Origin of the sequence: Shewanella nanhaiensis, from assembly GCF_019457885.1 — a bacterium.
GTDB classification, from domain to species: domain Bacteria; phylum Pseudomonadota; class Gammaproteobacteria; order Enterobacterales; family Shewanellaceae; genus Shewanella; species Shewanella nanhaiensis.
The window spans coordinates 68377-93659 of the sequence record NZ_JAHZST010000011.1 but is presented as its reverse complement, the minus strand read 5'-3'; the positions used below and the strand labels follow the sequence as shown (position 1 = coordinate 93659).

The window sequence follows — 25283 nt, the reverse complement described above, 5'->3', positions numbered from 1 at the left end:
ACCAAGTTTGCAACTGACCACCGAACCTCTATTGAGCAGCCTCTGCTGCCCAGATAAAGTTACCAAGAGTGACGAAAATAATCGATAAAAGCACGGGTCTTCGCCGGCAGATAAGCTAACTGCTGGTAGTAGCCCCACATGGAAAAGCGCTGACTTTCAATATGATTTAAGACAGGCATAAGCTCTCCACAAGCAAGCTCTCTCTCAATAATCATCCTAGGAATATAGGCGATCCCCATCCCCTGCACCGCAGCTTGAATAATGACCTCAGTATTATCACTCACCAACCTTCCTTTCACTTCGACACTCTCCTCACCTAAATACCAAAGGTAAGAGCGATTCTCTTTTCCATAACAGAGGCAACTATGTTGAACCAGCTCCTCAACATTGTGAGGACTACCATGCTTATCAATATATTCAGGTGAAGCAAACAGGCCATTACGGTATTCACACAGCGGCACACCAACAAAAGTACCTGAGTCGAACGTTTCTATATGCCTTGCAAGAGAGATATCGGCACTGCGCAATGGTAAGTCATCGTAATCAACCGACAATAACTCCAACTTAATCTCAGTAAAATTAGCATTAAAACCGGGCAACATAGGCATTAACACTCGACTTAAAACAGGGGCTGGTGCGGCTACAGTCAAACGACCACTGGGGCTCTCTCCTAATGTAGCGGTTTCATCAACCAAAGACTGCCAACGTCCACTAAGTTCTCTCACTTCCTGATAAAAGTGCTCACCCGCTTCAGTGATTACAATGCTCCGTGTCGAGCGCTTCAGCAGTTGTACCCCGAGCTCAGATTCCAACTCAGCCAAGCGCTTACTCACAGCCGATGGACTGATGTTGAGAGCCTTAGCTGTCGCTACCATAGAACCCAGCTCAACGATTAACTTAAAGAGCTGTGCCCTCTCAAATGACCCCACATTATTTCCTATTAAGAAATTAATACTTTATGAAACCGTAGATTATCTACTTCAGAATAACAATTAAACTCTATAAAACATTGAAAAGATAAGTAAGGAAGATTACAGATGTATATAGTGGAAACCGTTAGCTGGACAGCAAAAACAGGTGTAGAAGCAGAGCAGATGATCGATGCTGTAGAGAAGATGGTACCGGACCTGCAAAAAGTACCGGGATTCAGATATCAATCTCTTTCGTTGAAGGAGTCAATACAAGGAGATAACTCAGAAGATGCATCGAGCCAATGGTTACAGCTCTACTACTGGGACACGGTAGAGACTGCACATAACTCCAATGCCATCATGGCACCAACCGACTCACTAAACCATTTAATCAGCCTAATAGAGCCAGATAGCATAGCCATTGATATCTTCACCCCTTTGCAGCAATCATCCCCACTCACAGTTGATTAGAGCAGAAAACCAAAAAGGTTGAAGCTCAGCCTCAACCTTTTAGTCAAATACAGCCTTAGTGCGTTAAAAGAAGCTACATATCACAAGGCTTCAAAGGTTTACGCAGCTGAGCGCGGACATTATCCATGCCCGAATAGAACTCCTTCATCATCAATAACCCCATCATCTTGCCGTTATCGGTCACAATCAGCTTATCAGGGTCGGTAGGATCATTCTTGATTGCCCCGATCACCTTCATCGAGGTCATCTCTTTAAAGAGTGCGGTATCTAAGTTCACACCAAAAGTTTCACGGAAATACTTACGGGACAAACGACCAGAGAACATCCCCAGTAGGAAGCGATACTGCATCACATCTTTCTTGCTGTAGTTCTTCTGCTGCTCAACCCCCATGCGTCCTGCATTGATATTTTCATGATACTTTCTAAGGGAGAAGTTATTCACATAAAGGGTGTCATCCAAGAAACTAAATGACCCTGAACCCACACCTAAGTACTCATCATAATCGATAACGTACTCATCGAAACCTTCGTTGTTAGCCTTACCAAACGCCCATGCAGACAGTTGATTGTATTGTCCGTTTAAACTATTAAGGATCTGGCGATACTGACGAGCCATATCTCCCTGAGACGCTGCCAATTTACCCTTCACACTCTTACGTGTCTGATGCGTGATCATCAAGGGATAGGTGGTGATCTGACGAGGATCTAACTTAGAGGCCATATCTAAGTCATGTTGAATAATCTCATCGGTTTGCCCACGGAAGCCAAAGATCAGATCGACGTTGATAATAGGAAACAGCTCTTTAGCCGCCATGATCTTATCGAATGTCTGTTGACCCGAACCGAACTTATCTAGCCTATCTGTCATCGCTAGAATATCATCATTAAAACTCTGAACCCCGATAGACATGCGATCGACTAAACCCTCGAGCTGTTTAAACTCAGGGCTATCTAAGTGCTGAGGGTCCGACTCACATGAGACCTCTTTAATATTTGGAAACAGGGTTTTCGCATGCTCAATGGTACGGGCGAGCTCATCTTCCAGCACAGTTGTTGTGCCGCCACCGATATACATGGACTCAAAGTCATAACCCAGCGCCTTCACCATATCCATCTCTTTACGTAGAGAGATAAAGTAAGCGCGAGCCTTATCTTCTTTAAATAGGAAACGGTGGAAGGTGCAGAAAGAGCAGAGCGTGTGGCAGAAAGGCACATGGGCATAGAGCATATACTTCTTACCCTCTACTGGTGCAGGCATCATATCTGCCGACTGAGTATCGAGTCGCAAATTTCTATCAACATAGAACTGCATCACCCGCTCCATAGAGCTAAGCATCCAGTTAGGGACAGTAATATCAGCCTGGTAAGGCTTAATAATTTCACTGCCAGCTGATTGAATAATTGACGACATAGAGATCCTTAAATTAGCAGTTACAGAGTTTATTAGCCGTGAAGAAAATAGAACTTATGCGATGGCACGGCCAAAATGCAGAGCACAAAAATACCACTTTAGAGTTAATCAAAATGTGAACTGGTTATAAGTTACTATCACCTAGCAGGGAAAACTGAGGAATTTTGTTAAGCGAGTCATGTTTTAGTTGTTGCTCAATAAATAGCTAAAACCCAGATATAAAAACACCCCGCAAGTTTCCCTGCGAGGTGTTTTAAAAAAGCTCCTAGCGCCTAGGACCTAGGTACTCAACACTAAAGACTAGTCTTTATACTTAAGCGTACCGTTCTCTTTGATCTCATCGAACCAAAGGTTGTGGTGTTGGCTTGCCCATGTTTCGTCACAATATCCAGACACCATACACTCCATACCACCTTCAGACATAACCGTTGCCATAAAGATATGCACGATTGAGAAAGCAGTAATGATGATAGCGGCAACAGAGTGAAGCACTAACGCAATTAGACTTAATGTACGGCTAGGCTCGAACAAGTTCGGGAATAGCAGTAGCATGCCTGAAGCAGAGATCACTAGACCAAATACTGCAAATGCCCAGAACCATAACTTCTCACCTGCGTTAGCAAAACCAGCATCAGGGTGCTTACCTTTGAATGGACCGAAGTTGATGTAACCACCAACCACCATCATCCACTTAAGGTCATACATCTTAGGCAGCTGATTTTTAGCCCACAGCACAGTCATAAGCGCCCAACCTAACATGAACGGGATCGCCATGAAGTCATGCACCTGTTTGGCACCGTAAACTAAGCCTGCCCATAGGCCTTCACCTATGTATGGCTGGAAGAAGAAACGTCCTGCCAACAGAGTCAGACCAGTCAAGATCAGCAGTAGACATGGGATCGCGCCTAACCAGTGGATTGAGACATCAAACTTAGACCAGCGGTAGACCAGTTTACCTGAGTAGCCACCATGTAGCTTAGAGATACCGTTAATCTTTATGAAAACCACAAAGATGATGATCATGCCAAATAGCGCAGCCATTAACGCTGGTGCTAATAGGTCGCTACGTAACTCTAGGACACGAAGATCATAGGTATTGATCGGCTGATTGTGGAACTCACCATGAGAGGTAGTCACACCAGTGGCGCCCGCTTGTAACTGAGACCAGATCTGACCATCAGTAGCAACAGGCTGCTCTGCTCCAGCTTGAGCTAGACCGATAGCGCTGAACATTAGCACTAAGGTCAAGCCAATCTGTTTGAACCAATTGTTCATATTACATCCTTATCTTCCACACCATGTCGCCATGGTGTGGATAATTGGGCTGAATACAGGCTAGGGATTAACCCCAGATTGCATTTTTAGAGCCACGGTATGCAACACGCTCACGGAAGATTGAAGAGATAATCTCTGCATCACCCGCAAGTAACGACTTAGTCGCACATAGCTCAGCACACATAGGCAGCTTACCTTCAGCGATACGGTTCGAACCGTACTTCTGACGCTCAGCATCTGAGAAGTTCTCTTCTGGGCCACCGGCACAGAAAGTACACTTGTCCATCTTGCCGCGGCTACCAAATGCACCCTTTTTAGGGAACTGAGGAGCACCGAATGGGCAAGCATAGAGACAGTAACCACAACCGATACAGGTATCTTTGTTGTGCAGTGTTAAACCATCTTCAGTCTTGTAGAAGCAGTTTGCAGGACACACAGCCTGACAAGGAGCGTCGGTACAGTGCATACATGCCACTGATATTGATGCTTCACCTGGCACACCATCATTGATGGTAACAACGCGGCGACGTTGGATACCCCACTCTAGAGCAGAGTCGTTTTCGTTCTTACATGCTGTGACACAACCATTACATTCGATGCAACGCTTGGTATCACACAAAAATTTCATTGTAGCCATAACGGCATTTCTCCTAGCTAATTCTGCATTTAGGCTTTAGTTATCTGACAAAGCGATGCTTTCGTTTCTTGCATCTGAGTCACAGGGTCATAACCATAAGTCAATGCAGTATTCGCAGACTCACCAATAACATAAGGAACTGTGCCTTCTGGGTAGTTAGGCGCTAAGCTTTCGCCATGCATCACACCAGAGAAGTGGTACGGCATCCAAGTCACACCAGGTTTAACGCGAGGCGTAACCATGGCCTGGATCTTAATACGACCACCTTCAGCACCCTCTAACCACACAGTGTCGCCGTTGCGGATACCGCGATCAGCAGCGTCAGCAGGGTTAATCTCAACAAACATCTCTTGTTGAAGCTCTGCAAGCCATGGGTTAGAACGAGACTCTTCACCACCACCTTCGTATTCAACCAGACGACCAGAGGTCAGACCTAATGGGTACTGAGCTGTGTTGTCATTGTCTTGAATTGTCTTGTACAGCGTCGGTAGACGGTGGACTTGCATATCAGCATAAGTTGGATACTTAGCCACAAGATCACGACGAGGAGTGTATAGCGGCTCACGGTGAACAGGCACTTGATCAGGGAAGGTCCACACGATACAACGCGCTTTAGCGTTACCATAAGGGATACAACCATGCTTCATGGCCACACGCTGGATACCACCAGAAAGGTCAGTCTTCCAGTTTTTACCGTCAGCTTCCGCTTTCTCTGCCGCAGTCAGGTCATCCCACCAGCCAAGTTGCTTAAGCATCTCAGCGGTAAACTCTGGATAACCGTCTTGGATTTCGCTTCCTTTAGAGTAGCTACCATCGGCAAGAATGTTCTCACCCTTGTATTCCACACCATAACGAGCACGGAAGTTACCGCCACCCTCAAGCACATGCTTGTGTGTGTTATAAAGAATTTGAGTACCAGGATGCTTCTGCTCTGGTGTACCCCAACATGGCCAAGGTAAACCGTAAGTTTCGCCCTTCGCAGGACCGCCCTCAGCTTCAAGCGTCTTGTTGCTGAATGTGCCCCAGTTCATGGTGTGCTGCTTGATACGCTCAGGGCTTTGGCCTGACATACCAATTGTCCACATACCACGGTTAATTTCGCGAGTAATGTCTTCAATAACAAGCAGATCGTTAGCATTCTTAGCGATACGCTTAGTGTACTCATCGGCGAAACCAAGTTTCTGAGATAGACGGTACATGATCTCAAGATCTGTCTTAGACTCGAACAATGGCTCGATAACTTTCTCACGCCACTGCTGGCTACGGCCAGAGTTAGACACAGAACCTTCAGTTTCAAACTGAGTCGCTGCTGGTAGTAGATACACACCATCTGTACGGTTGTGCATAACACCCGCCATTGTTGGGAAAGGATCCACAACAACCACAGTGTCCATCTTATCTAGTGCTTCACGCACATCGCGCTGACGGGTTTCAGTGTTAACTGACTGTCCCCAGAAGAAAGCCATACGAACACGGTCTTTCTGAGCCAACTTTTCAGGCGTCTCAAGTACACCATCGTGCCAGCGAGAACATGGGATACCAGGTGTGTTCATAGGAACGCGACCTAGGTATTCATTTTGGTCGAAACGACCTTTAACCCAATCAAAGTCTAGGTCCCAAACATGGGTCCAGTGCTTCCAAGAGCCAGTCTTAAGACCGTAATAGCCAGGTAGCGTATCGAATAGCAGACCTAAGTCTGTTGCCCCCTGTACGTTATCGTGACCACGGAAGATGTTAGTACCACCACCAGACACACCCATGTTGCCAAGGGCAAGCTGAAGAATACAGTAAGCACGAGTGTTCGCATTACCCACGTGATGCTGAGTACCACCCATACACCAAACTACAGTCCCTGGACGGTTGTCGGCCATAAGCTTAGCAGCTTGATAAACTTCAGCTTCGCTAACACCAGTAACATGCTCAACCTCTTTAGGTGGGAACTTCTTCGCCTCTGCGCGAATTGACTCCATCTCGAACACACGCTCTTTGATGAAAGTCTTATCTTCCCAACCATTTTCAAAGATGTGCCAAAGCATACCGTAGATAAATGGAATATCAGTACCTGGACGCAGTGCACAGTGAAGATCAGAGTGAGCGGCAGTACGAGAGAAACGAGGATCAACCACGATAATCTTAGCGTTGTTCTTCTCTTTCGCGAGCAGAATATGCTGCATAGCAACAGGATGCGCTTCAGCCGGGTTCGCCCCGATGAAGAAGATTGCGTTTGCATTCTGAATATCGTTGAAAGAGTTAGTTTGCGCACCGTAGCCCCAAGTGTTAGCAACACCGGCTACCGTGGTAGAGTGACAGATACGTGCAGAGTGATCGACGTTGTTCGTACCCCACATAGCTGCAAATTTACGATACATGTAGCAGCCTTCGTTCGAGAACTTAGCACTACCCATAAAGTAAAGTGAATCAGGACCTGACTCTTTACGGATATCTAGCATCTGGTCGCCAACTTCGTTGAAAGCTTGCTCCCAAGATAGTTTCTTCCACTTGCCATCAACAAGCTTCATTGGGTATTTAAGACGCTTCTCACCGTGACCATGTTCACGCAGAGCAGCACCTTTTGCACAGTGACCACCAGCATTGAAAGGATGATCAAATGCAGGCTCTTGACCTGTCCAAACACCATTTTGAACTTCAGCGTATAGACCACAACCTACCGCACAAGCACTACATACAGTACGCTTGATCTCGATTGGTGCATCATGTGGGATATCTTTAGCTTCAGCTTTACGCATCATGCCAGTACCCAAAAGTGAAGCTGCAGCAATACCACCAGATGTGATACCAGCATGCTTCATAAACTGACGACGGCTAATACCTAGAGTCTTTTTCTCAACTTTAGGTGCCTCGTTGGATTTGCGAGTTAATTGCATCGCTCGAACACTCCTAATTTAGCTACGTAGGCTGTTGTAATAACTGCGAATATGATTTGTTTCGTGATAGCCGTCAGTGCTTTTAGCACTCACATTGCTCTCTGTTGCTTGCGCAGCACTGATACCTGTAGCGGCTAGGGCGACAGTCGCCGTTCCGCCTATGGTGAGTGCTTTCAGCAAAGATCTGCGGTTCAGATCAGGCTGTTGCTTTTTCATTCTTGCTCCTGGTGTGAAAGGGTTACTTTTTGTTATTTGTAATAGTCAGAACACCTTTATCGATTAACCTCTAGCGCGGTCACTTGTTATCCAAGTGTTATCTTTTAACGAGTTGCTATGTACAAAATTTTGATTATTAAAAGCATCCATAAATTTCACGGGCAATATAAGAGAATTAATAAGCAGAAAAATTGATCTAACCCCGATTCAGATCTCGAAAAAGAGGTCATTACCTCTAAAATGTTAACCGAATCATGTTTTATAAAATACGAGTAGGGAGGAGGGTCAAAAGCAGCAATAAGAAAGCAAATAAAATGTTAACAACAGTAATAAGTTAAGTTGTTTTTAATTAAGAAGATTGGCAATTAAGAGTGATTACTATTTCAGCCACAAAAGGCTTTTCTTACTACTGTATCTGAGTCTGAATGAGGGATAAATTTAAAGATGACTGAAGCTGTAGAGCTAACTCAAGAAGCGCCAAACAGGCGCGACTCGATAGGCATAATTAACTTAATAGGCGCTGGTTTTACTATTGATAATATCTGCAATCTCCTCGGCTGCAGAACGAAGCAAGCCGACATAACTCTGCAACTCATCTAAGCTCTTTCGAGTTAAAGGCGCATGACAAAACAGGCAGGCAAACAGTTTACCGTCATCGGAATAGATGGGCACAGAAACCGCAGACATACCGCCAATAAACTCTTCATCATCAAGCCCTATACCTGTGGATTTAATGCTCTGTAGTTGCTGCTCTAACAAGGCAGGATCAGTGATGGTTTTCTTTGTCAGCTTTTCCAGCACCATATTCTTAATAACCGCATGACGTCTGGCATCTGGAAGAGTGCTCAAATAGAGCTTACCACTAGCAGAACACCATGCTGGTACCTTGCTACCAACAGGTAGATGGACTCTTAACGGCCAGTTAGCTTCAACCTTATCGTAGTAGATCATCTCAGCACCAGAAGGGATGGCAATCCCACAGGTTTCACCTATTTGGCTGGAGAGCTTTTTCAATATAGCCTGACGCAACGCCGTATGACGACGGCTATACATCACCCCTAATGAGATAGAGTGCAGCCTGTCAGCGGGCATCAAATGCCCACGCATATCGGTATAAACAAAGCCCTCCTCAATCAAAGTCGTGACTAAGCGATGAGCCGTAGGCTTGGGGATATCCAGCAGCACGCCCAGATCTGTCGGTGACATAGGAGACTCATGGGTAGAGATCGCTTCAACGACCTCAAGAATACGGACAATTGATGATGCTTTCTCTCGCTTTATCTCACTCATAAGTAATACTGAGTTCCTGTTTATTCTTTATTAGTCCGGTGAATCCAACCAAAAATTCACACCCATCTCTACTATTGAAGAGGTTTTCATCTACAGAACAATACAGGGATCCAGCGCCGCTTTGAAGTGATTATTTACTGGCTGACGACCAACTCTTTACCCCATAAAAAGTAGGAGATCACAGAACCACCAACTAAGTCCGCGCCCACTTAGCGGGAAACTGAACCCCAAAGCTGATAAAAGGTGGTTGCGAATAATATTAGTGCGACCTCCCTGTCGCCATAACAGCATCTATTACTCCAAGGTGGGCATAGAGAATTCTGCAATGCTGTCTGTGGTTTTTGGCCACCTTGAGGTCACCGTCTTCATCTTGGTATAGAAACGCACACCGTCTGGACCATGCATATTCAATGGACCGAAGATTGAGCGCTTCCACCCTCCAAAACAGTGAAACGACATAGGAACGGGAATTGGCACATTGATCCCAACCATGCCAACTTTAACCTCCTCTTGATACCTCCTAGATGCGCGACCATTTTGGGTAAAAATAGCCGTACCATTGCCAAACTCATGGCTGTTCACTAATGCAAGGGCGGCATCTAAATCCTTCACTCGTACTATGGCAAGTACAGGACCAAATATCTCCTCTTGGTAGATCTTCATCTCCTTAGTAACATGATCAAACAGGGTTGGTCCGACAAAATAACCCACTTCATGATCCACAACTGACAAGTCACGTCCATCAACAACGAGCTCTGCGCCTTCGGCAACACCAGTTTCAATATATCCCATCACTCTGTCTTTATGCTCTGCACTGACTAAAGGTCCCATATCAGGTTCAGGCATTTGATCTGCACCGTTACCGATCTTAAGTGTTTCGATGGCCTTTAACAGTTTGGTTTTGACTCTATCGGCAGTCTCGTCCCCAATACAAACTGCAACAGATATCGCCATACAGCGTTCACCAGCTGAGCCATATGCCGCACCCATCAGCGCATTGACAGCTTGTTCTACCTCGGCATCAGGCATAATGACCATGTGATTCTTTGCTCCACCCAGAGCCTGACAGCGTTTTCCATATGCCGATGCCTTGCTGTATATCGCTTCAGCAATGGGGGTCGAGCCCACAAAGCTCACCGCCTCAACTCGACTATCCGAAATCAAGCTTTCCACTAGGGTTTTATCACCATTAACGACATTAAATACGCCATCGGGGAGCCCCGCTCGGCGAAGTAGTTCAGCCAAAAAGAGTGCAGGCTCCGGATTTTTCTCTGAAGGCTTTAAGATAAAGGTGTTACCACAGGCGATAGAGACGGGGAACATCCACATAGGTACCATGACAGGAAAATTAAACGGGGTGATCCCGACACACACGCCCACGGCCTGCATCATCGAATGGCTATCCACACCACTCCCTGCATTTAATGAGTGCTCGCCCTTTAACAGATGAGGAATACCACTGGCAAACTCAACCACTTCGAGTCCTCGGGTTATCTCCCCCTGAGCATCGGATAACACTTTTCCATGTTGCTCGGTGATCAACTTAGCCAAGGTATCCCTATGCTCTTCGATAAGCACCTTAAACTTAAACATCACCCTTGCACGGAGTAATGGCGATGTTTTAGACCATGATGTAAAGGCGTTACTGGCAGACACTAAGGCGTCTTCGGTAACAGCGCTATCGGCTAAATCAACCTCCGCCACCTGCTCCCCAGTAGCTGGGTTAAATACTGCTCCAACCCGTAAACTGTGAGCTTCAGTGATCTGATTATTGATAAAATGTGTCAACTGCTTCATAGATAAGGCTCCTATGCCCATATGTTTTGATAAAGTTCAATTAATGTCGCCCTGTTAGGCACTCTGGGATTATTACTTGGTGAGCCTGATGCTAATGCCTGATCCGCCATTGTCGGACAGAGTGATAGGTATGCCTCCTTCTCTACGCCAAACTCAGACAAAGTAGGAACATCAAGAGCCATATTGAGTTGGATAAGCTCGACAATCAGCATTAAGCAAGCGTCATCATCTGAAATATGACTCTCTGCCAAGCCCATAGCTCTAGCGCAATCAGCGTATTTGGGAATGTTTCCAGAGATAGAATATTCAGTTACTTTTGGCAGTAACATGGCATTTGAGAGGCCATGAGGCACATGGAAATTTGCCCCAATCGGTCGACTCATACCATGCACTAAAGCAACTGAAGCAGCTGAAAATGCGATGCCAGCCAAGGTTGACCCCAACATCATATTTTCTCTGGCCTCAGTGTCGTCACTATCACGATAGACACGCCTCAAACTAGGGGCGATTAATCTCATTGCAGAGAGCGCCTGACTATCGCTAAACGCATTCGCTTTACTGCTTACATACGCTTCAATCGCATGAGTTAAAGCATCGATGCCGGTGTCAGCAGTCACTCTGGAGGGCAGGCTCAAGGTCAGTTGATAATCGATAAGTGCGGCATCAGGCATAAAACCTGCACCAACACAGAGCATCTTCTCACCGGCATCGTCATCTGTAATGATGGTAAAACGAGTGACTTCCGAGCCCGTACCTGCTGTTGTTGGTATCGCTATAACGGGGATCTTCTTCTCATCAACTGAGCAGGGGAACTTGTAATCCCGAATCTCTCCACCATAACTGCCTAAAATACCGATAGCTTTGGCAGAATCGATAGGACTGCCACCACCTAAGGCGATGATGGAATCGTATCTATCGGTGTGAAATTGATGAACGCCCGCAACGATAGATGCCACTGTCGGCTCAGGAACAGTGTCGGCAAACACATCAAAAGGGATATCCGCAAAATTTAACTCCTCGCCAATGGCGGCCACATAACCCAGCTCCAACATCACCTTATCGGTAATGATTAAGGGCCGCTGACAACCCAATTTACGCAAAACTTCAGTAATCTTCTTACTGGCCCCGCCTCCGACTTCCATAATCTTAGGTAAATACACTTGATAACTCATTGTCCGCAACTCCACTAATCAATACCCGTAAGTAACACTTGGCAACCAAGTAACTAATTGCTGAAAATTAAAAATAACAATCAAAGCAATAACTTGTAATATCACGAAGGGGACGACCCCCCGATATATATCCCCAATAGAGATCTCTGGGGGGGTTACTCCCTTCATATAAAACAGAGCAAAACCAACTGGTGGTGTGAGAAAGGATGTTTGCAAACAAACAGAGAACAACACGGTAAACCAGATAAGATCAAAGCCTAAGGTAGAGACGATGGGGGCAACCAACGGCAATATAATCAGGGTTATCTCTATCCAATCCAGAAAAAAGCCAAGCAGAAACACACCAAAGAGTATGGCAATAATGATGCCGGTAGGGCTAAGGTTTAACCCCAGCAAGGCACCCGAAATTAGCTCATCACCACCAAGCCCTCTTAACACCAAAGAGAAAGCCGACGCACCAACAAATAGAGCAAAAATAAACGCCGTGGTTTTGCAGGTTGCTTCACACACCTCAAACATCACTTTACGGCTAAGATTTTTGTGCCACCAAGCAAGCAAAGTAGCTCCCGCAGCGCCGACGCCAGAGGCTTCTGTCGGAGTGGCGATACCAAAGAAAATAGATCCAAGCACTAGCAGGATTAACCCAGCAGGGGCCAGAATGGCTTTAAATACCTTTAAGATAACGACTAAAGATACCGCCTCTGAATCTTTTGGTGCTGGCAGTTTTGAGGGCAAAATGAAGCCAACAATCAAGATGTACAGTACATAGAGTGCAGCAAGTAATAATCCAGGAAATAGCGCGCCTAAGAACAGGTCCCCCACAGAAACGCCTATCCTATCCCCCATCATCACCAACATAATACTGGGAGGGATCAAGATCCCTAAAGTGCCAGTAGCGCAGATAGTGCCGCTAACCAGCGACTTGTTATAGCCCTGCTTTAGCATCAAGGGCATGCTTAGCACTGTCAGTAACACAACCGCAGCACCTATAATGCCGGTTGATGCGGCCAGTAACAGACCAACAAAAATAACCGATATCGCCAGTCCACCCCTCACCTTACCGAAGAGTTTGACCAGATTAACCATAAGGCTTTCTGCCATACCGGATCTATCCAGCATTAATCCCATATAAATGAACATAGGTAAGGCAACCAACACCCAGTTGTTCATGGTGTCCCAGATACGCGGGATCACAATCGAGACATACTGCCAATCTATGCCTATCCAGGTATCCCCCCAAGTATCAAACGCCATCGCAATAACAGAGAAAATAATTGAAACACCCGCTAACACCCAGGCCACAGGAAACCCCGTAAATAGCAGCAACACAAAAGTGGAAAACATAGCGATAACTAAATACTCATTAACTTCCATTTTTGCCTTCCTTTTCGGCAGTAGATCTACCTCCAGTAATAAGATAATTAATAACCTGAGATAATTTTGCTATCACAGATAAACCTAAAAGCACAAAGCCAAATAACAATATTGACTTTATAAACCAACGATAAGGTAAGCCTCCTGGTGCAGTAGAAACTTCAGATAGTTCCCAGGAATATAAAACGAATGGGATGGCGTAAATAATAACAAGTATTAAAAATGGCAATAATAAAAACACCATTCCCAACAACTCAACCCAGCAACGAGTTTTAATACTGAATCGTTCATAAAAAACATCCACACGAACATGCTCATTTTTCACAACGCAATAACTTAAACCTATAACCCAACCAATCGCATATAAGTGCCACTGCAACTCTTCAAACTCAACCCTTCCCTCACCGAGGAAGTAACGCATTAATACATTCAAGACAATTACAACCATTAATATTGGCCATAGCCAGAATATGTACTCATTTATTTTTATAATTACCGACTCAATCCAAGCTGATAATTTTGTATGAGGTAACTTAGTCAAAACTGACTCAGGCTCATCAGTATGCATAATTCTCTCCCAGACGTTATTAAGTTTGGCGGTCTAACGACCGCCCTTAATTAATACTCGTTTGGCAAGTAAGCCAGTTTCTTCCAAACTTTATAGCTCTCATAAAACTTCTGTTGGGATTGATAGATCTCTTTAAAGTCCGCATCCTTCTCAGAGATACCTGTCATCACTTGATCTGTGTACACCTTTAATTCACTGAGCAGATCCGACGGAAGGGTTCTGGCTGTCACATTCTTTGCAGGGAAACCTTTAATCACCTCCCCCTGTAGCGCTTCACCTCGCGTTAAGGCTCGCAAAGTTCCAGCCGTACAAGCCATATCGATAAGGGCTCGTTGACTATTGCTCAATTCATCCCAACTCTTTTTATTGACCACTAAGTGTGAAGCGGTAAAGGTTTGATGCCATCCAGGGAAGTAGTTATTCTTAGCTATCTTATCGAACCCCATCATCTGATCGATAGCAGGCATTGAGAACTCACTGGCATCAATTGCTCCCTTCTCAAGAGCGGGGAAGATCTCACCACCAGGCAGAACCGTCACTGATGCTCCAGCTTTTTGCATCACCTTGCCGCCTAAGCCTGCAAAGCGAATCTTTAAACCCTTAATATCTTCAAGAGAGGTGATCTGCTTCTTAAACCAGCCAGCAGTTTCGGGACCGATAACCGAGCAAAGTATCGGATGGATATTGTGCTTGGCGTACAACTTCTCAGCTAATGCTTTCCCTTCACCGTCATACCACCAAGAGGAGTAAGCCCAAGGCTCCATTCCAAAAGGAACGGCAGCAAACAGTGCTGCTGCAGGTATTTTCCCCTGATCATAGCCTAGCCAAGTATAGCCAGCTGATATCTGGTTATTTTTGACCGCTTCGGTAATACCAAAAGGTGGAACGATTTTACCGGGTTCATAAATCTTGAACTGAATATCTCCACCACTGGCATTTTTAATATCCTCTGCAACAAATTTAATAGGATCACCTAATGCAGGTAGATGAGTGCCAAAAACAGCTTGCACTTTCCAGCGTAATTTCTCATCGGCAATTGTTTGAGGGCTAAAGATAACCCCTCCAACTAAACAAACACTGACAATCTTTTTCAATAATAAATTGTCAAAACATTTCTTTATGGTTTTCATATTGAACTCCAATTAGTTTATTTAAAATAAAGCTGTAAGACATAACTAAAACACTAACTCGAAAATAAACAGCTGAAAAAAGAGTGCAGAGTTCCCTGCTAAAATTACTCAGCAAAAAAAACAGTTCAAGTCAATTACAACTTAATTAATATTAAACCTTACTAAATATTTTAGATTTTAAACCTAAACAATTAAAGATTAAGATCATCAAGTAAACTTGGCAGTGAGTTTATTGAAAAACTAAATTGCCACAATAAAATATCTAAAGTGTCATCGGTTAAATCAAGATAGAAAAAACTAGTATTAGGATTAAGATCATTATCGATTGAATCATGATCATATGGGTTATTTCTAAATACAGGTTGAGATAGGAACTGTAACTCCTCCTTTAAAGGAGTGGTAAAGTGGCGACTTAAGCCATTATCGACTAAGTAAAAGGGAGTAAATCTATCATCTGAAAGGTAAAAGATATCACCGTACTGCCTAGAGGTATCTCCAAGCGTATCGGCATCTTGTTGCAGATCGATATCTGAAACAAACTCGCCCTCAAGATTAAAGTTTGTCACCTTACCTGCATGAGTATGCCAGGCATTATCGGCACTCCCTGCCGCGGATAACGTCTGCTTAATTCGAGTAAGCACAGCATCGGCCAAACCGGAAGCATCGAATACCGTTGCCGCATCACCAGTAGTTATCGCCGCAGCCGTTGCCAATCCACCGCCCAAGCTATGGCCTGTATAGTGGATCGATGAGTTACGATATTTTACTTTTAATCGACTCGACTCATCGATCGCCTGCTGATACTGAGCAGGAACGATATCCTGAACCATAATCCCATTAGTAACCCAATCAGAAGTGCCTAACTCACTGCCTCTAAAGGCGACGATAATATCTGCATCTTTTTGATAAACACTGGCATAAAAACCTGAGGAGTAGCTGATATTCTCAACCCTTTGCCAGCCTCGCGGTGCACCATAAGCGCTATTAACTTGCTCTGCAAAGTTCAGGTAATATAGGGCACTGCGCGCTTGATTTATTGATGTAGGTTGATGGGTTTTATAGGTGGTTCCCGTTTGATTTTGAGTATCGGTAAAATTAGGTACCAAGACCGCATTTATATATGCCCCGACATTGTTGATATCATTTTGTGTCACGGAAGCTGTGGCAAACATCGGCATACTCAGTAAAGTTAAACAGAGTGTGAGTGGCGCTATTTTTTGGCATTTCATAGTTATTCCTTTGTCATTATTTTATTTAGAGATGTAACTGCTCAAAGTGATAAACCCTACAAAATCAAGGTTTATAAACTGTATTTAGCCGATAGTTGGAAATAGTCAGAATCTCCCTCAATACCTAAATCGGAAACATCATAATTGCCATATTCCATACCAACCGATAACTTGTCGGTCAGATTAGTAAAGAGGTTGATGCCATAGTGACTACGATCTGTATTGGCGAGATCTGCTTTCCCTCTTCCGTAAAATAGGGTTGATCTTAGATCGTCACTCCAGAAGTGGCGGTATGCGACGGTATAAGCTGTCGTCTCCTCTACCTGCTCCTCAAATACATCTTTCGCAACGACCACTCCCACATAACGTCCTAGCTCGCCTTTGCTGAACTGAAAGCGCAGATCATCTTTACCAAAAGTATTAATTTTCCCCGCTACCGACATTCCAAATGTCACCTCATCGACCCCTAGAGAATCTAACTTACGCACCAAGGCTGACACCGACACACCACCCCAGTCACCATTGAAGCTGTACTTACCAACAAAATCAGGCAGTTTATCGCTCGCATCGACCCCACCATAGTTCTCTGGGTTTTCCAGTGCTAACTGCAAACCGCCATAGGTGTAACGTATCTGCCCCTGCCGAATAAATGCTTCACCTACCAGAGGACCACCAAAATCCGCCGTTTCAGGGATAGCACAGGTATTCATAAAGGTTGTCCAAGTTTGGCCTAGCAACCAATCTTCATATTTTATATAGGCATGGCGTAACCTAGGGGCGTAGGAGTTTGAGATAACCTCATTACCCACATTGCTATTACCGCCATACAGGTCAAATTCTAAGAATCCCACCACATCTTTGTGGGTATATTTAGTATTAAATCGAGTTTCACGGGCATTAAAACGGAACTCCGAATCATCGGCGCCAACAGATCCAGAGCCAATCCAGTAATCGCGGTAAGGTACAGCGCCACTAACATAACGGCCATCGGCCTTGATATAGCCACCAAACTCTATTTTGTCTTCATCACCAAGTTTAATTTCATAGCCCGCATGAGCGGTTGATCCCAAAGTAAGCAAGATAACTCCTGCCAGCTTTTTATGGGCACTAGACTTCATCAAAATCATTTCTCGTTCTCCTTTTTATAAGTCTCTGCACCAAAATCCCAGAGACTGATGACAGTCATCTCTTACCTGTCTTGACCCACTGGCCAGCAGCAAAAGATAAAGAATCGAGCCCATATGGCATGCCACTTTGTCTACCTACAGCGAAAAGCTCTTTCCTAAAAAAAATCAAAATGAGACAAATAATCTCACTTAAGAAACCATACGTACTTGAAAACACAAAATCAACAAAAATGAGACAAAAAATATCGTTTTGGCGATTATTTTGATATTTTATGCTGTCACAAGGGGGAGTTAACGGAGATAAATCGGGTAAAAAAGAGGGTGTAGAGCTATTTGAAGACCAGTATCTAATCTTCACACTGCTAGCAAAGCCTACTGTTTTAAATAGATATTTTTCAATTCACATCAGCCCAAACGAGCATGAATCCTCCTGATATAAAAAAGCCCCAGCTAATGCTAGGGCTTTTGACCTTCAATTAAGACAGGTAGCGTATAGCTAGTCTTTATACTCTAATGTGCCGTTCTCTTTAATCTCGTCATACCAAAGATTATGGTGCTGTACAGCCCAGTTTTCATCACAATAACCGGACTTCATACACTCCATACCACCCTCACTCAATACCGTCGCCATCCAGATATGCACGATAGTAAATGCGATGATAATAATGGCACTGAGACCATGGATAAGCAGAGCTGCCATCGAGGCTTCGCGAGGAAGATCTAGGCCAGGCAATACCAGCATAATACCGGAAACACTGATAAACAGACCGAAGATAGCTAAGGTCCAGAACCACATCTTCTCACCCGCATTGGCAAAACCACTGTCAGGGTGCTTCCCTTTAAATGGTCCAAAGTTGATGTAACCACCCACTACAAGGAACCATTTCAGGTCATACATCTTAAGCGTCTGCAGCGGCATCCACTTAACCACACATAAGATCCATGACACGATAAACAGCGGACCCACATAATCATGGATAGTCTTACTGCCGTAGATCAGTGCGGCCCACACTCCCTCACCCACATAAGGTTGAAGAATATGCTTGCCCAACATGATATTGATGCCCGTAAATATTAACCCCAAACATGAGATGGCTAATACCCAGTGGATAATCAGATCGGCCTTCGACCAACGCAGCACCATTTTACCGGAGAAGCCTTTGGTTAGCTTTGAAGGGCCGTTAACAAAATAGAAGATTAAGAAGGCACTAAATACCCCAAGTACCGCCACTCCCATGGCAGGTGTCAGGTATTCATTCTTAATGTTTTTGCCTTCATTACCGACAACATTAATTAATACGCCGGCCTCACTCCCTTGGGCAACGGTATAACCGGAATCACCGGCCTTAACAGCACGCCAAAGATCCGCATCACTGGTTTTTGCATTCGCAATTTGTTGGCTATTTTGTCCATCTGCCGCTAAGGCTGACGTACTTAAACCTAAACCCATTAAGATAACGAGCGGTAAAACAAGCGAAGCAAACAGGCTGCGTAGTGATGTTAATTTCATAGTCACTCCTTTAAGAGTTGAGTTGTGAGCTAAGCTCACAACTCACTTCACTTACGCGCCAACCTTGGGAGTGTAACCCCAAATAGCACCTGGGTTACCACGTGCAGCAACACGCTCACGGTAGATGTTAGATACGATCTCAGCATCACCAGCGAGAAGAGACTTAGTGGAACACATCTCTGCACACATAGGTAACTTACCCTCTGCGATACGGTTTGCACCGTACTTTTCACGCTCAGCTTCTGAGAAGTTCTTCTCAGGACCACCAGCACAGAAGGTACACTTATCCATTTTGCCACGGCTACCAAAAGCACCCTTTTTAGGGAACTGAGGCGCGCCAAACGGACATGCATAGAGACAGTAACCACAACCGATACAGGTATCCTTGTTGTGAAGTACTATGCCGTCGTCGGTACGGTAGAAACAATCTGCAGGACAGACTGCCTGACAAGGCGCATCGGTACAGTGCATACAAGCCACAGATATTGATGTCTCACCGGGCTCACCATCGTTGATTGTCACTACGCGGCGACGTTGAATTCCCCACTCAAGAGCGGAATCGTTTTCATTCTTACAAGCTGTGACGCAACCGTTACACTCGATGCAGCGTTTGGTGTCACACAAAAATTTCATGACTGCCATATTGGCTATCTCCTCATCAAGTTCAGTTAGGCTTTAGTGATCTGACACAAAGATGCTTTAGTTTCCTGCATCTGAGTCACCACGTCATAGCCATAGGTCAGTACCGTGTTAGCCGACTCGCCAATCACATAAGGTACGGTTCCTTCAGGGTAGTTTTTCTCTAAGCTCTTACCTTCGAATACTCCTGCGAAGTGGTAAGGCATAAAGCACTCTCCCGCGATAACGCGTGGCGTTACCATGGCCTGAACTTTAATTTTGGCGCCCTCTGGACTGTGAACCCAAACTTCATCACCGTCACGAAGTGCACGATCGGCAGCATCAGCAGGGTTGATCTCGATAAACATCTCCTGTTGCAACTCGGCAAGCCAAGGGTTAGAACGAGTCTCTTCACCACCACCTTCATACTCAACTAAACGACCAGAGGTCAGAGCAATTGGGAAGTCTTTGGCAAAATCCTGCTCCTGAATAGACTTATACAGGGTAGGAAGACGCGCAACCATACGGTCATCATAAGTTGGGTACTTAGCCACCAAGTCACGACGTGGTGTATAGAGTGGCTCACGGTGCAACGGAATATCATCAGGGAAGTTCCAAACGATACAACGCGCTTTAGCGTTACCGTAAGGGATACAACCGTGCTTAATCGCCACGCGTTGAATACCACCTGAAATATCTGTCTTCCAGTTTTTACCTTCGGCAGCCACCTTCTCTTCGGCTGTTAGATCGTCCCACCAGCCAAGCTGCTTAAGCATATCGGCGGTAAACTCTGGATAACCGTCTTGGATCTCACTGCCTTTAGAGTAAGAACCTTCCGCAAGAATATTATTGCCGTTATGTTCAACACCATAACGAGCACGGAAGTTACCACCACCGTTTTTCACTTCGCGACCTGTGCGGTACAAGATTTGAGAACCAGGGTGCTTCATCTCTGGTGTACCCCAACATGGCCAAGGCAGACCGTAGGTTTCGCCCTTAGCTGGGCCACCCGGTGCTTCTAGAGACTTAATGTCGAAGGTACCCCAGTTTTCCTGATGCATCTTCAAACGCTCAGGACTCTGGCCTGTGTAACCAATGGTCCACATACCTTTGTTGAACTCTCGAGTCAGATCTTCAATCAGTGGCTCATCACCATTGACCTTAACATGCTTGAACATCTCCTTTTCGATGCCCCACTTCTTCGCCAGTTTGTACATGATCACATGATCAGGCTTAGACTCGAATAGCGGCTCAATAACCTGAGAGCGCCACTGCAGTGAGCGGTTAGAAGCAGAAACAGAGCCATAGGTTTCAAACTGAGTTGCAGCAGGAAGCAGATACACACCATCGGTACGTTCATGCATCACACCAGCCATAGTAGGGAACGGATCGACAACCACTACTGTGTCCATCTTATTCAGTGCTTCACGCACCTCACGGCCACGGGTTTCGGTGTTAACAGACTGTCCCCAGAAGAATGACATACGGATATTATCTTTCTGAGCGATCTTAGACTTATCTTCTAAGACACCATCGTGCCAGCGAGAACAAGGGATACCGGTTGAGTTCATTGGAACCTGACCTAAGTGCTCCTCTTGATCGAAGCGGTTTTTAACCCACTCATAATCAAGATCCCACACGTTACACCAGTGTTTCCAAGAGCCTGTTTTCAGGCCGTAGTAACCAGGAAGGGTATCGAACAACAAACCAAAGTCAGTGGCGCCTTGAACGTTATCGTGACCACGGAAGATGTTCGTTCCGCCACCTGATACACCCATGTTACCCAGCGCAAGTTGCAGAATACAATAAGCACGAGTATTGGCATTACCGACATGGTGTTGAGTACCACCCATACACCAAACAACGGTGCCAGGTTTAGTCTCTGCAAGCATCTTAGCCACACGGCGCATCTGCTTCTCAGGTACGCTGGTTACCAACTCAACTTCGGCAGGATTCCACTTAGCCGCTTCTTCGCGAATACGCTCCATACCGTACACACGTTGGTCGATAAAAGTTTGATCTTCCCATTTATTTTCGAAGATATGCCAAAGCAGACCATAGATATATGGGATATCGGTACCTGGACGAATATGCACATATTCATCCGACTTAGCCGCGGTACGGCTAAAGCGAGGATCGACGACGATAATCTTAGCGCCGCGCTCTTTACCAGCCAGAATATGCTGCATGGCAACTGGATGCGCTTCACATGGGTTAGACCCGATGAACATCATCGCCTTAGCGTTACGGATATCGTTAAAAGAGTTAGTTTGCGCACCATAGCCCCAAGTGTTTGCAACACCGGCTACAGTGGTAGAGTGACAAATACGCGCTGAGTGATCGACATTGTTGGTGCCCCACATTGCTGCGAATTTACGGTACAGATAAGCTTGTTCGTTTGAAAATTTCGCACTACCCATAAAGAACACAGAATCTGGGCCTGATTCCTTACGGATATCTAATGCTTTTTGACCTACCTCTTCAATGGCTTGATCCCAAGAGATCTTCTTCCACTTGCCACCCTCGAGTTTCATTGGGTATTTAAGACGCTTCTCACCGTGACCATGTTCACGAAGGGCCGCACCTTTTGCACAGTGACCACCAGCGTTAAATGGGTGATCGAATGCTGGCTCCTGGCCAGTCCAAACGCCATTTTGCACTTCAGCATAAACACCACAACCCACTGAACAGTGAGAACAGATAGTACGCTTAGTTTCAGTCGGCGCATCATGTGGCACCTCTTTCGCCTGCGCTTTACGCATCATTCCAGCGCCAAGCATAGATGCCGCGGCAATACCACCAGTTGCAAGACCTGCAGACTGAAGGAACTGACGACGATTAAGACCTAAGGCTGGTTTTTTTACCACTTCCGCCTGGTCTGCTTTGCGAGTTAGTCGCATCACACACTCCTCATATTATTATCTTTAGTTAGTGCTACTTAGTCTTTTAACGACGCGTAATAGCTACGAACATGATCCGTTTCCTGATAGCCGTCACCTTTAGCCATAACAGGCTCTTCGCTTGGTGATGCCGCCATAGCCTGTCCACTGACAGTCGCGACTGCACCAGCCGCACTACCCACAGCTAAGGCTTTTAGCAGTTGACGACGACCCATATCGGAAGCTTGCTTCTTCATAGTGTCTCCTAGATATTTACTTAAATGAGGCCAATCTGAGATTGGCCCTATGATGGTTGAAGGTTGCCCTTCGTTTTTTGCAACACCTGTTCTCATCAAGATAAAACAGGTGTTAATACTCAACCCAACACGATGAACTTAAGATGCAAGTTCGCTGGTGCTAGGTTCAATCTTTTCCACAGCACTTTCAGCTGCTCTCTTCTCTGCCTCAGAGCCAGGACAGTTAACAGGAATATCCAGTTGTAGCTGCTCAAATTCGCTCTGTTCAACCTCAAAGAATGATTTAGCCAGTTGCGCCACTGTTGCATAAAAAGCTGCACTCGGCGCCTTAGCCAGTGAATCACAAAAACGCGCTATCCAGCTGCCAATATGACGCTGATAGAAAGCCAATTGACGATAACTTGGTGCTTCCAGAATCAGCACGCCCATCACTTCACAAAGAGCGGCAACGTGATCTTCTGGCTCTTTAACGTTCTCTTCACGCTCAAAACCCAGTTGCATCAAATCTTGACGCAAAAGTGCTAAGGGCTTATCCATTAAGGAGCCAGTCATAAACCAGCTACCATATGGCATGATCTCGCCACTGCCCACACCGTAGAAGATGTTGAAATACTCATCCTCTAGCTGCTCGCCACTAAACTGATTAGCCGCTAACTTAAGGGCTAACCACGCCTTGGTCATCTCACTGTCATCTTCGGTATCGATCTCAAGATCCGATAAAAACTGCAACAGTTCAGGGCTAGGCTGGCTACGTAACAAGGCAGCCAGAAGCTGATAGATATCAGCTCTTAACTGATCGTTTTCTGATACTTCTCTTACTAATTCGGTCATAGCTAAACTCTTATCGAAGTTGCTTTTCAGGATCTTGAAGGATGTCTTCAAACATATCTTTTACCCGGCAGTCGCTGCACATCTTTAATCTTTCGATATTTGCACTAAAGGCACTATGGCCTCCGACTACTTCCAGCATCCTATGCACCATGGATTGGGTGGCGAAAGGGGTTCCACAACGAACACAGTCAAATGGCACCTCCTCTTTCAAGGTTTGACGTTTTTGGCGCTCCGCCTTATCAAAATTCATCTGCGAAGTGAGGCTGATCGCTTTTTCAGGACAAGCTGACTCACACAGACCACACTGAACACAGTCCTGTTCAACAAAGTGCAGCGCAGGCTTATCACCACCGTCGGTTAATGCTTGAGTTGGGCAGGTAGAGACGCAGGAGAGACAGAGAGTACAAGCTTGCGTGTTCACACTCACTTGACCATAGGGAAGATTGCTCTGACTCAAGCAAGTATCGACTGAACCCGCTTGCTCATTGAGGTGATCGATAGCCGCATATAGGGTATTTCGTTTTGTCGTCGCGGTGAATTCACCCGGAACAATCACAGGCCAATTAGCACTGATTTCAAGAATACGGCTGAGATCGGCTATGCTAGTTTCGTCGAGAACTGAGACACGCTGAGGTTGACCCATCTCGTCGAGAATGTCATTTGCCAGCTTATGCTCACCTTGCAACATCTGCGTCAAGGTTGGCGCTGTAGCCTCAGTATTTAACACTAAGATTTGACGAGCGCCCCAAGCTAGCGCAGACATCCAGTGATCCATACTGGCCACAGTGATCTCTTCCAACTCAACTGGGATAACACTGCCGGGCAGATCTTCACCCACCAACTTGGCACCGTTAGCAGCATCATGGAATAGAATAACTGGCGCTATTTGTGCTTGCTCACGAAAACGTGTCACTAGCTTATGAAGATAGGAGTGAAGAGCTTGTGGTGTAGGCAGATCGTAACTTATCGCCCCTGTAGGACACGCGTTAGTGCAACTACCTGCACCGTGACAAAGATAAGGGTCTATCTCAATCATCTTGTCGATGCTTTGAATCGCATCGGCTGGACAGAAGTTTAAGCAGCGGTTACAGCCATCGATACCGTTACGATTATGCGCACATATCTCACTGTTAACCTTAACGTAGCGTGGCTTGTCGAACTCACCAATAAGATCTGGCAGCTGGGCTATCGCCTCTTCGAGCTTAGCTTCATCCTGACCTACGTAGAAGTAGCCAGGTGGTAGCATCTCAAGGTTAATACAGGGAGATTGGCTCAAGTCTAAAATGAGATCGAAGTGGGCCTTTCGGATAGCAGCAAGACTCAAGTCTGTTGTCTTAGCGTCTCCCTCATCACCTGAGTCCACCTTAACTTGAAACTGACCTAAGAAACCTTTGATCTCGATAAGCTTGTTATAAAAGCTCTCAACGTCTTCAGCCGCAGCCATCACTTTTTCAAGGTGGTCTTCATCTTGACTGGTGATCGACTCATTAGCCAGAATCGCCAGCTTACCCATATTAGAGAGTTTACCTGCCGCTAAACGAGCCAGATCTTCTGGCCCGATAACTAACACGTTTCCCTCTGTGGTATAGCTTACGGTTGGCGGGATCAGATTTTGGAGGATCTGAGTCTTTGCCAACACCTGTTGTCGAACCTCTTTAAGTTCGACGGTATCATTATTCAAATGTTTGCTCACGT

The 25283-nt window shown here is 45.5% G+C and carries 21 protein-coding genes; 1 reads left to right on the top strand and 20 read right to left on the bottom strand.

What is annotated here, in order from left to right:
- Nucleotides 1–59: 59 nt before the first annotated feature.
- Complete coding sequence (locus K0625_RS15345; protein WP_220110495.1) at nt 60–929, bottom strand: LysR family transcriptional regulator; 870 nt, start codon at nt 927–929, stop codon at nt 60–62.
- 108 nt (nt 930–1037) lie between these two features.
- Here K0625_RS15345 and K0625_RS15340 point away from each other — a divergent pair, with 108 nt between their 5' ends.
- On the top strand, nt 1038–1382 hold the full coding sequence (locus K0625_RS15340) for a hypothetical protein (protein ID WP_232847125.1): 345 nt from the start codon (nt 1038–1040) through the stop codon (nt 1380–1382).
- 73 nt (nt 1383–1455) lie between these two features.
- Here K0625_RS15340 and K0625_RS15335 read toward each other — a convergent pair whose 3' ends face one another.
- The 19 genes from K0625_RS15335 to K0625_RS15245 all read right to left on the bottom strand — a co-directional run bounded on the left by K0625_RS15335 (nt 1456) and on the right by K0625_RS15245 (nt 25269).
- Nucleotides 1456–2793: a coproporphyrinogen III oxidase family protein gene (locus K0625_RS15335; protein ID WP_012327372.1), complete on the bottom strand. Its 1338-nt coding sequence runs from the start codon at nt 2791–2793 to the stop codon at nt 1456–1458.
- 300 nt (nt 2794–3093) lie between these two features.
- Nucleotides 3094–4068 carry a formate dehydrogenase subunit gamma gene (locus K0625_RS15330; protein ID WP_220110494.1) on the bottom strand — a complete coding sequence of 325 codons (975 nt, stop codon included), beginning with the start codon at nt 4066–4068 and terminating at the stop codon, nt 3094–3096.
- A 67-nt stretch (nt 4069–4135) separates the two neighbouring features.
- Nucleotides 4136–4705: a formate dehydrogenase FDH3 subunit beta gene (gene fdh3B, locus K0625_RS15325; protein WP_012327374.1), complete on the bottom strand. Its 570-nt coding sequence runs from the start codon at nt 4703–4705 to the stop codon at nt 4136–4138.
- Nucleotides 4706–4734: 29 nt separating this feature from the next.
- On the bottom strand, nt 4735–7590 hold the full coding sequence (locus tag K0625_RS15320) for a formate dehydrogenase subunit alpha (RefSeq protein ID WP_220110493.1): 2856 nt from the start codon (nt 7588–7590) through the stop codon (nt 4735–4737).
- Between the two features lie 18 nt (nt 7591–7608).
- Nucleotides 7609–7806 carry a formate dehydrogenase region TAT target gene (locus K0625_RS15315; protein WP_012327376.1) on the bottom strand — a complete coding sequence of 66 codons (198 nt, stop codon included), beginning with the start codon at nt 7804–7806 and terminating at the stop codon, nt 7609–7611.
- A 510-nt stretch (nt 7807–8316) separates the two neighbouring features.
- Entirely contained in the window at nt 8317–9096 is a 780-nt protein-coding gene (locus K0625_RS15310; protein ID WP_220110492.1) for an IclR family transcriptional regulator, read from the bottom strand.
- Between the two features lie 294 nt (nt 9097–9390).
- Nucleotides 9391–10893 carry a CoA-acylating methylmalonate-semialdehyde dehydrogenase gene (locus K0625_RS15305; protein ID WP_220110491.1) on the bottom strand — a complete coding sequence of 501 codons (1503 nt, stop codon included), beginning with the start codon at nt 10891–10893 and terminating at the stop codon, nt 9391–9393.
- Nucleotides 10894–10904: 11 nt separating this feature from the next.
- Nucleotides 10905–12065 carry an iron-containing alcohol dehydrogenase gene (locus tag K0625_RS15300; RefSeq protein WP_220110490.1) on the bottom strand — a complete coding sequence of 387 codons (1161 nt, stop codon included), beginning with the start codon at nt 12063–12065 and terminating at the stop codon, nt 10905–10907.
- An 18-nt stretch (nt 12066–12083) separates the two neighbouring features.
- Complete coding sequence (locus tag K0625_RS15295; RefSeq protein WP_220110489.1) at nt 12084–13439, bottom strand: TRAP transporter large permease; 1356 nt, start codon at nt 13437–13439, stop codon at nt 12084–12086.
- The gene (locus tag K0625_RS15290) at nt 13429–14007 is read right to left on the bottom strand and encodes a TRAP transporter small permease subunit (RefSeq protein WP_220110488.1); all 579 of its coding nucleotides are present in this window, start codon (nt 14005–14007) and stop codon (nt 13429–13431) included. Before K0625_RS15290 ends, K0625_RS15295 begins: the two co-directional genes overlap by 11 nt.
- A gap of 50 nt (nt 14008–14057) precedes the next feature.
- Nucleotides 14058–15137, bottom strand: a complete 1080-nt coding sequence (locus K0625_RS15285; RefSeq protein WP_220110487.1) for a TRAP transporter substrate-binding protein — start codon at nt 15135–15137, stop codon at nt 14058–14060.
- A 191-nt stretch (nt 15138–15328) separates the two neighbouring features.
- Complete coding sequence (locus K0625_RS15280; RefSeq protein WP_220110486.1) at nt 15329–16366, bottom strand: Tle-like phospholipase domain-containing protein; 1038 nt, start codon at nt 16364–16366, stop codon at nt 15329–15331.
- A 71-nt stretch (nt 16367–16437) separates the two neighbouring features.
- Entirely contained in the window at nt 16438–17493 is a 1056-nt protein-coding gene (locus K0625_RS15275; protein WP_333473860.1) for a DcaP family trimeric outer membrane transporter, read from the bottom strand.
- A gap of 496 nt (nt 17494–17989) precedes the next feature.
- Complete coding sequence (locus K0625_RS15270; RefSeq protein WP_220110485.1) at nt 17990–19003, bottom strand: formate dehydrogenase subunit gamma; 1014 nt, start codon at nt 19001–19003, stop codon at nt 17990–17992.
- A 51-nt stretch (nt 19004–19054) separates the two neighbouring features.
- The gene (fdh3B, locus tag K0625_RS15265) at nt 19055–19645 is read right to left on the bottom strand and encodes a formate dehydrogenase FDH3 subunit beta (RefSeq protein WP_220110484.1); all 591 of its coding nucleotides are present in this window, start codon (nt 19643–19645) and stop codon (nt 19055–19057) included.
- 26 nt (nt 19646–19671) lie between these two features.
- A complete protein-coding gene (locus tag K0625_RS15260) occupies nt 19672–22521 on the bottom strand; it encodes a formate dehydrogenase subunit alpha (protein ID WP_220110483.1) in 2850 nt (949 codons plus the stop codon).
- A 38-nt stretch (nt 22522–22559) separates the two neighbouring features.
- Nucleotides 22560–22757 (bottom strand): twin-arginine translocation signal domain-containing protein, encoded by a 198-nt coding sequence (locus K0625_RS15255; protein WP_012327380.1) that lies wholly within the window; start codon nt 22755–22757, stop codon nt 22560–22562.
- Between the two features lie 138 nt (nt 22758–22895).
- Complete coding sequence (locus tag K0625_RS15250; protein WP_220110482.1) at nt 22896–23588, bottom strand: TorD/DmsD family molecular chaperone; 693 nt, start codon at nt 23586–23588, stop codon at nt 22896–22898.
- Nucleotides 23589–23598: 10 nt separating this feature from the next.
- Entirely contained in the window at nt 23599–25269 is a 1671-nt protein-coding gene (locus K0625_RS15245) for a 4Fe-4S binding protein (protein ID WP_220110576.1), read from the bottom strand.
- Nucleotides 25270–25283 lie beyond the last annotated feature (14 nt).

What these genes read in the sequence shown, in the direction of transcription:
- K0625_RS15340 (WP_232847125.1), top strand. Translation starts at nt 1,038, where the DNA reads ATGTATATAGTGGAAACCGTTAGCTGGACAGCAAAAACAGGTGTAGAA.
- K0625_RS15335 (WP_012327372.1), bottom strand. Translation starts at nt 2,793, where the DNA reads ATGTCGTCAATTATTCAATCAGCTGGCAGTGAAATTATTAAGCCTTAC.
- K0625_RS15330 (WP_220110494.1), bottom strand. Translation starts at nt 4,068, where the DNA reads ATGAACAATTGGTTCAAACAGATTGGCTTGACCTTAGTGCTAATGTTC.
- fdh3B (WP_012327374.1), bottom strand. Translation starts at nt 4,705, where the DNA reads ATGGCTACAATGAAATTTTTGTGTGATACCAAGCGTTGCATCGAATGT.
- K0625_RS15320 (WP_220110493.1), bottom strand. Translation starts at nt 7,590, where the DNA reads ATGCAATTAACTCGCAAATCCAACGAGGCACCTAAAGTTGAGAAAAAG.
- K0625_RS15315 (WP_012327376.1), bottom strand. Translation starts at nt 7,806, where the DNA reads ATGAAAAAGCAACAGCCTGATCTGAACCGCAGATCTTTGCTGAAAGCA.
- K0625_RS15310 (WP_220110492.1), bottom strand. Translation starts at nt 9,096, where the DNA reads ATGAGTGAGATAAAGCGAGAGAAAGCATCATCAATTGTCCGTATTCTT.
- K0625_RS15305 (WP_220110491.1), bottom strand. Translation starts at nt 10,893, where the DNA reads ATGAAGCAGTTGACACATTTTATCAATAATCAGATCACTGAAGCTCAC.
- K0625_RS15300 (WP_220110490.1), bottom strand. Translation starts at nt 12,065, where the DNA reads ATGAGTTATCAAGTGTATTTACCTAAGATTATGGAAGTCGGAGGCGGG.
- K0625_RS15295 (WP_220110489.1), bottom strand. Translation starts at nt 13,439, where the DNA reads ATGGAAGTTAATGAGTATTTAGTTATCGCTATGTTTTCCACTTTTGTG.
- K0625_RS15290 (WP_220110488.1), bottom strand. Translation starts at nt 14,007, where the DNA reads ATGCATACTGATGAGCCTGAGTCAGTTTTGACTAAGTTACCTCATACA.
- K0625_RS15285 (WP_220110487.1), bottom strand. Translation starts at nt 15,137, where the DNA reads ATGAAAACCATAAAGAAATGTTTTGACAATTTATTATTGAAAAAGATT.
- K0625_RS15280 (WP_220110486.1), bottom strand. Translation starts at nt 16,366, where the DNA reads ATGAAATGCCAAAAAATAGCGCCACTCACACTCTGTTTAACTTTACTG.
- K0625_RS15275 (WP_333473860.1), bottom strand. Translation starts at nt 17,493, where the DNA reads ATGATTTTGATGAAGTCTAGTGCCCATAAAAAGCTGGCAGGAGTTATC.
- K0625_RS15270 (WP_220110485.1), bottom strand. Translation starts at nt 19,003, where the DNA reads ATGAAATTAACATCACTACGCAGCCTGTTTGCTTCGCTTGTTTTACCG.
- fdh3B (WP_220110484.1), bottom strand. Translation starts at nt 19,645, where the DNA reads ATGGCAGTCATGAAATTTTTGTGTGACACCAAACGCTGCATCGAGTGT.
- K0625_RS15260 (WP_220110483.1), bottom strand. Translation starts at nt 22,521, where the DNA reads ATGCGACTAACTCGCAAAGCAGACCAGGCGGAAGTGGTAAAAAAACCA.
- K0625_RS15255 (WP_012327380.1), bottom strand. Translation starts at nt 22,757, where the DNA reads ATGAAGAAGCAAGCTTCCGATATGGGTCGTCGTCAACTGCTAAAAGCC.
- K0625_RS15250 (WP_220110482.1), bottom strand. Translation starts at nt 23,588, where the DNA reads ATGACCGAATTAGTAAGAGAAGTATCAGAAAACGATCAGTTAAGAGCT.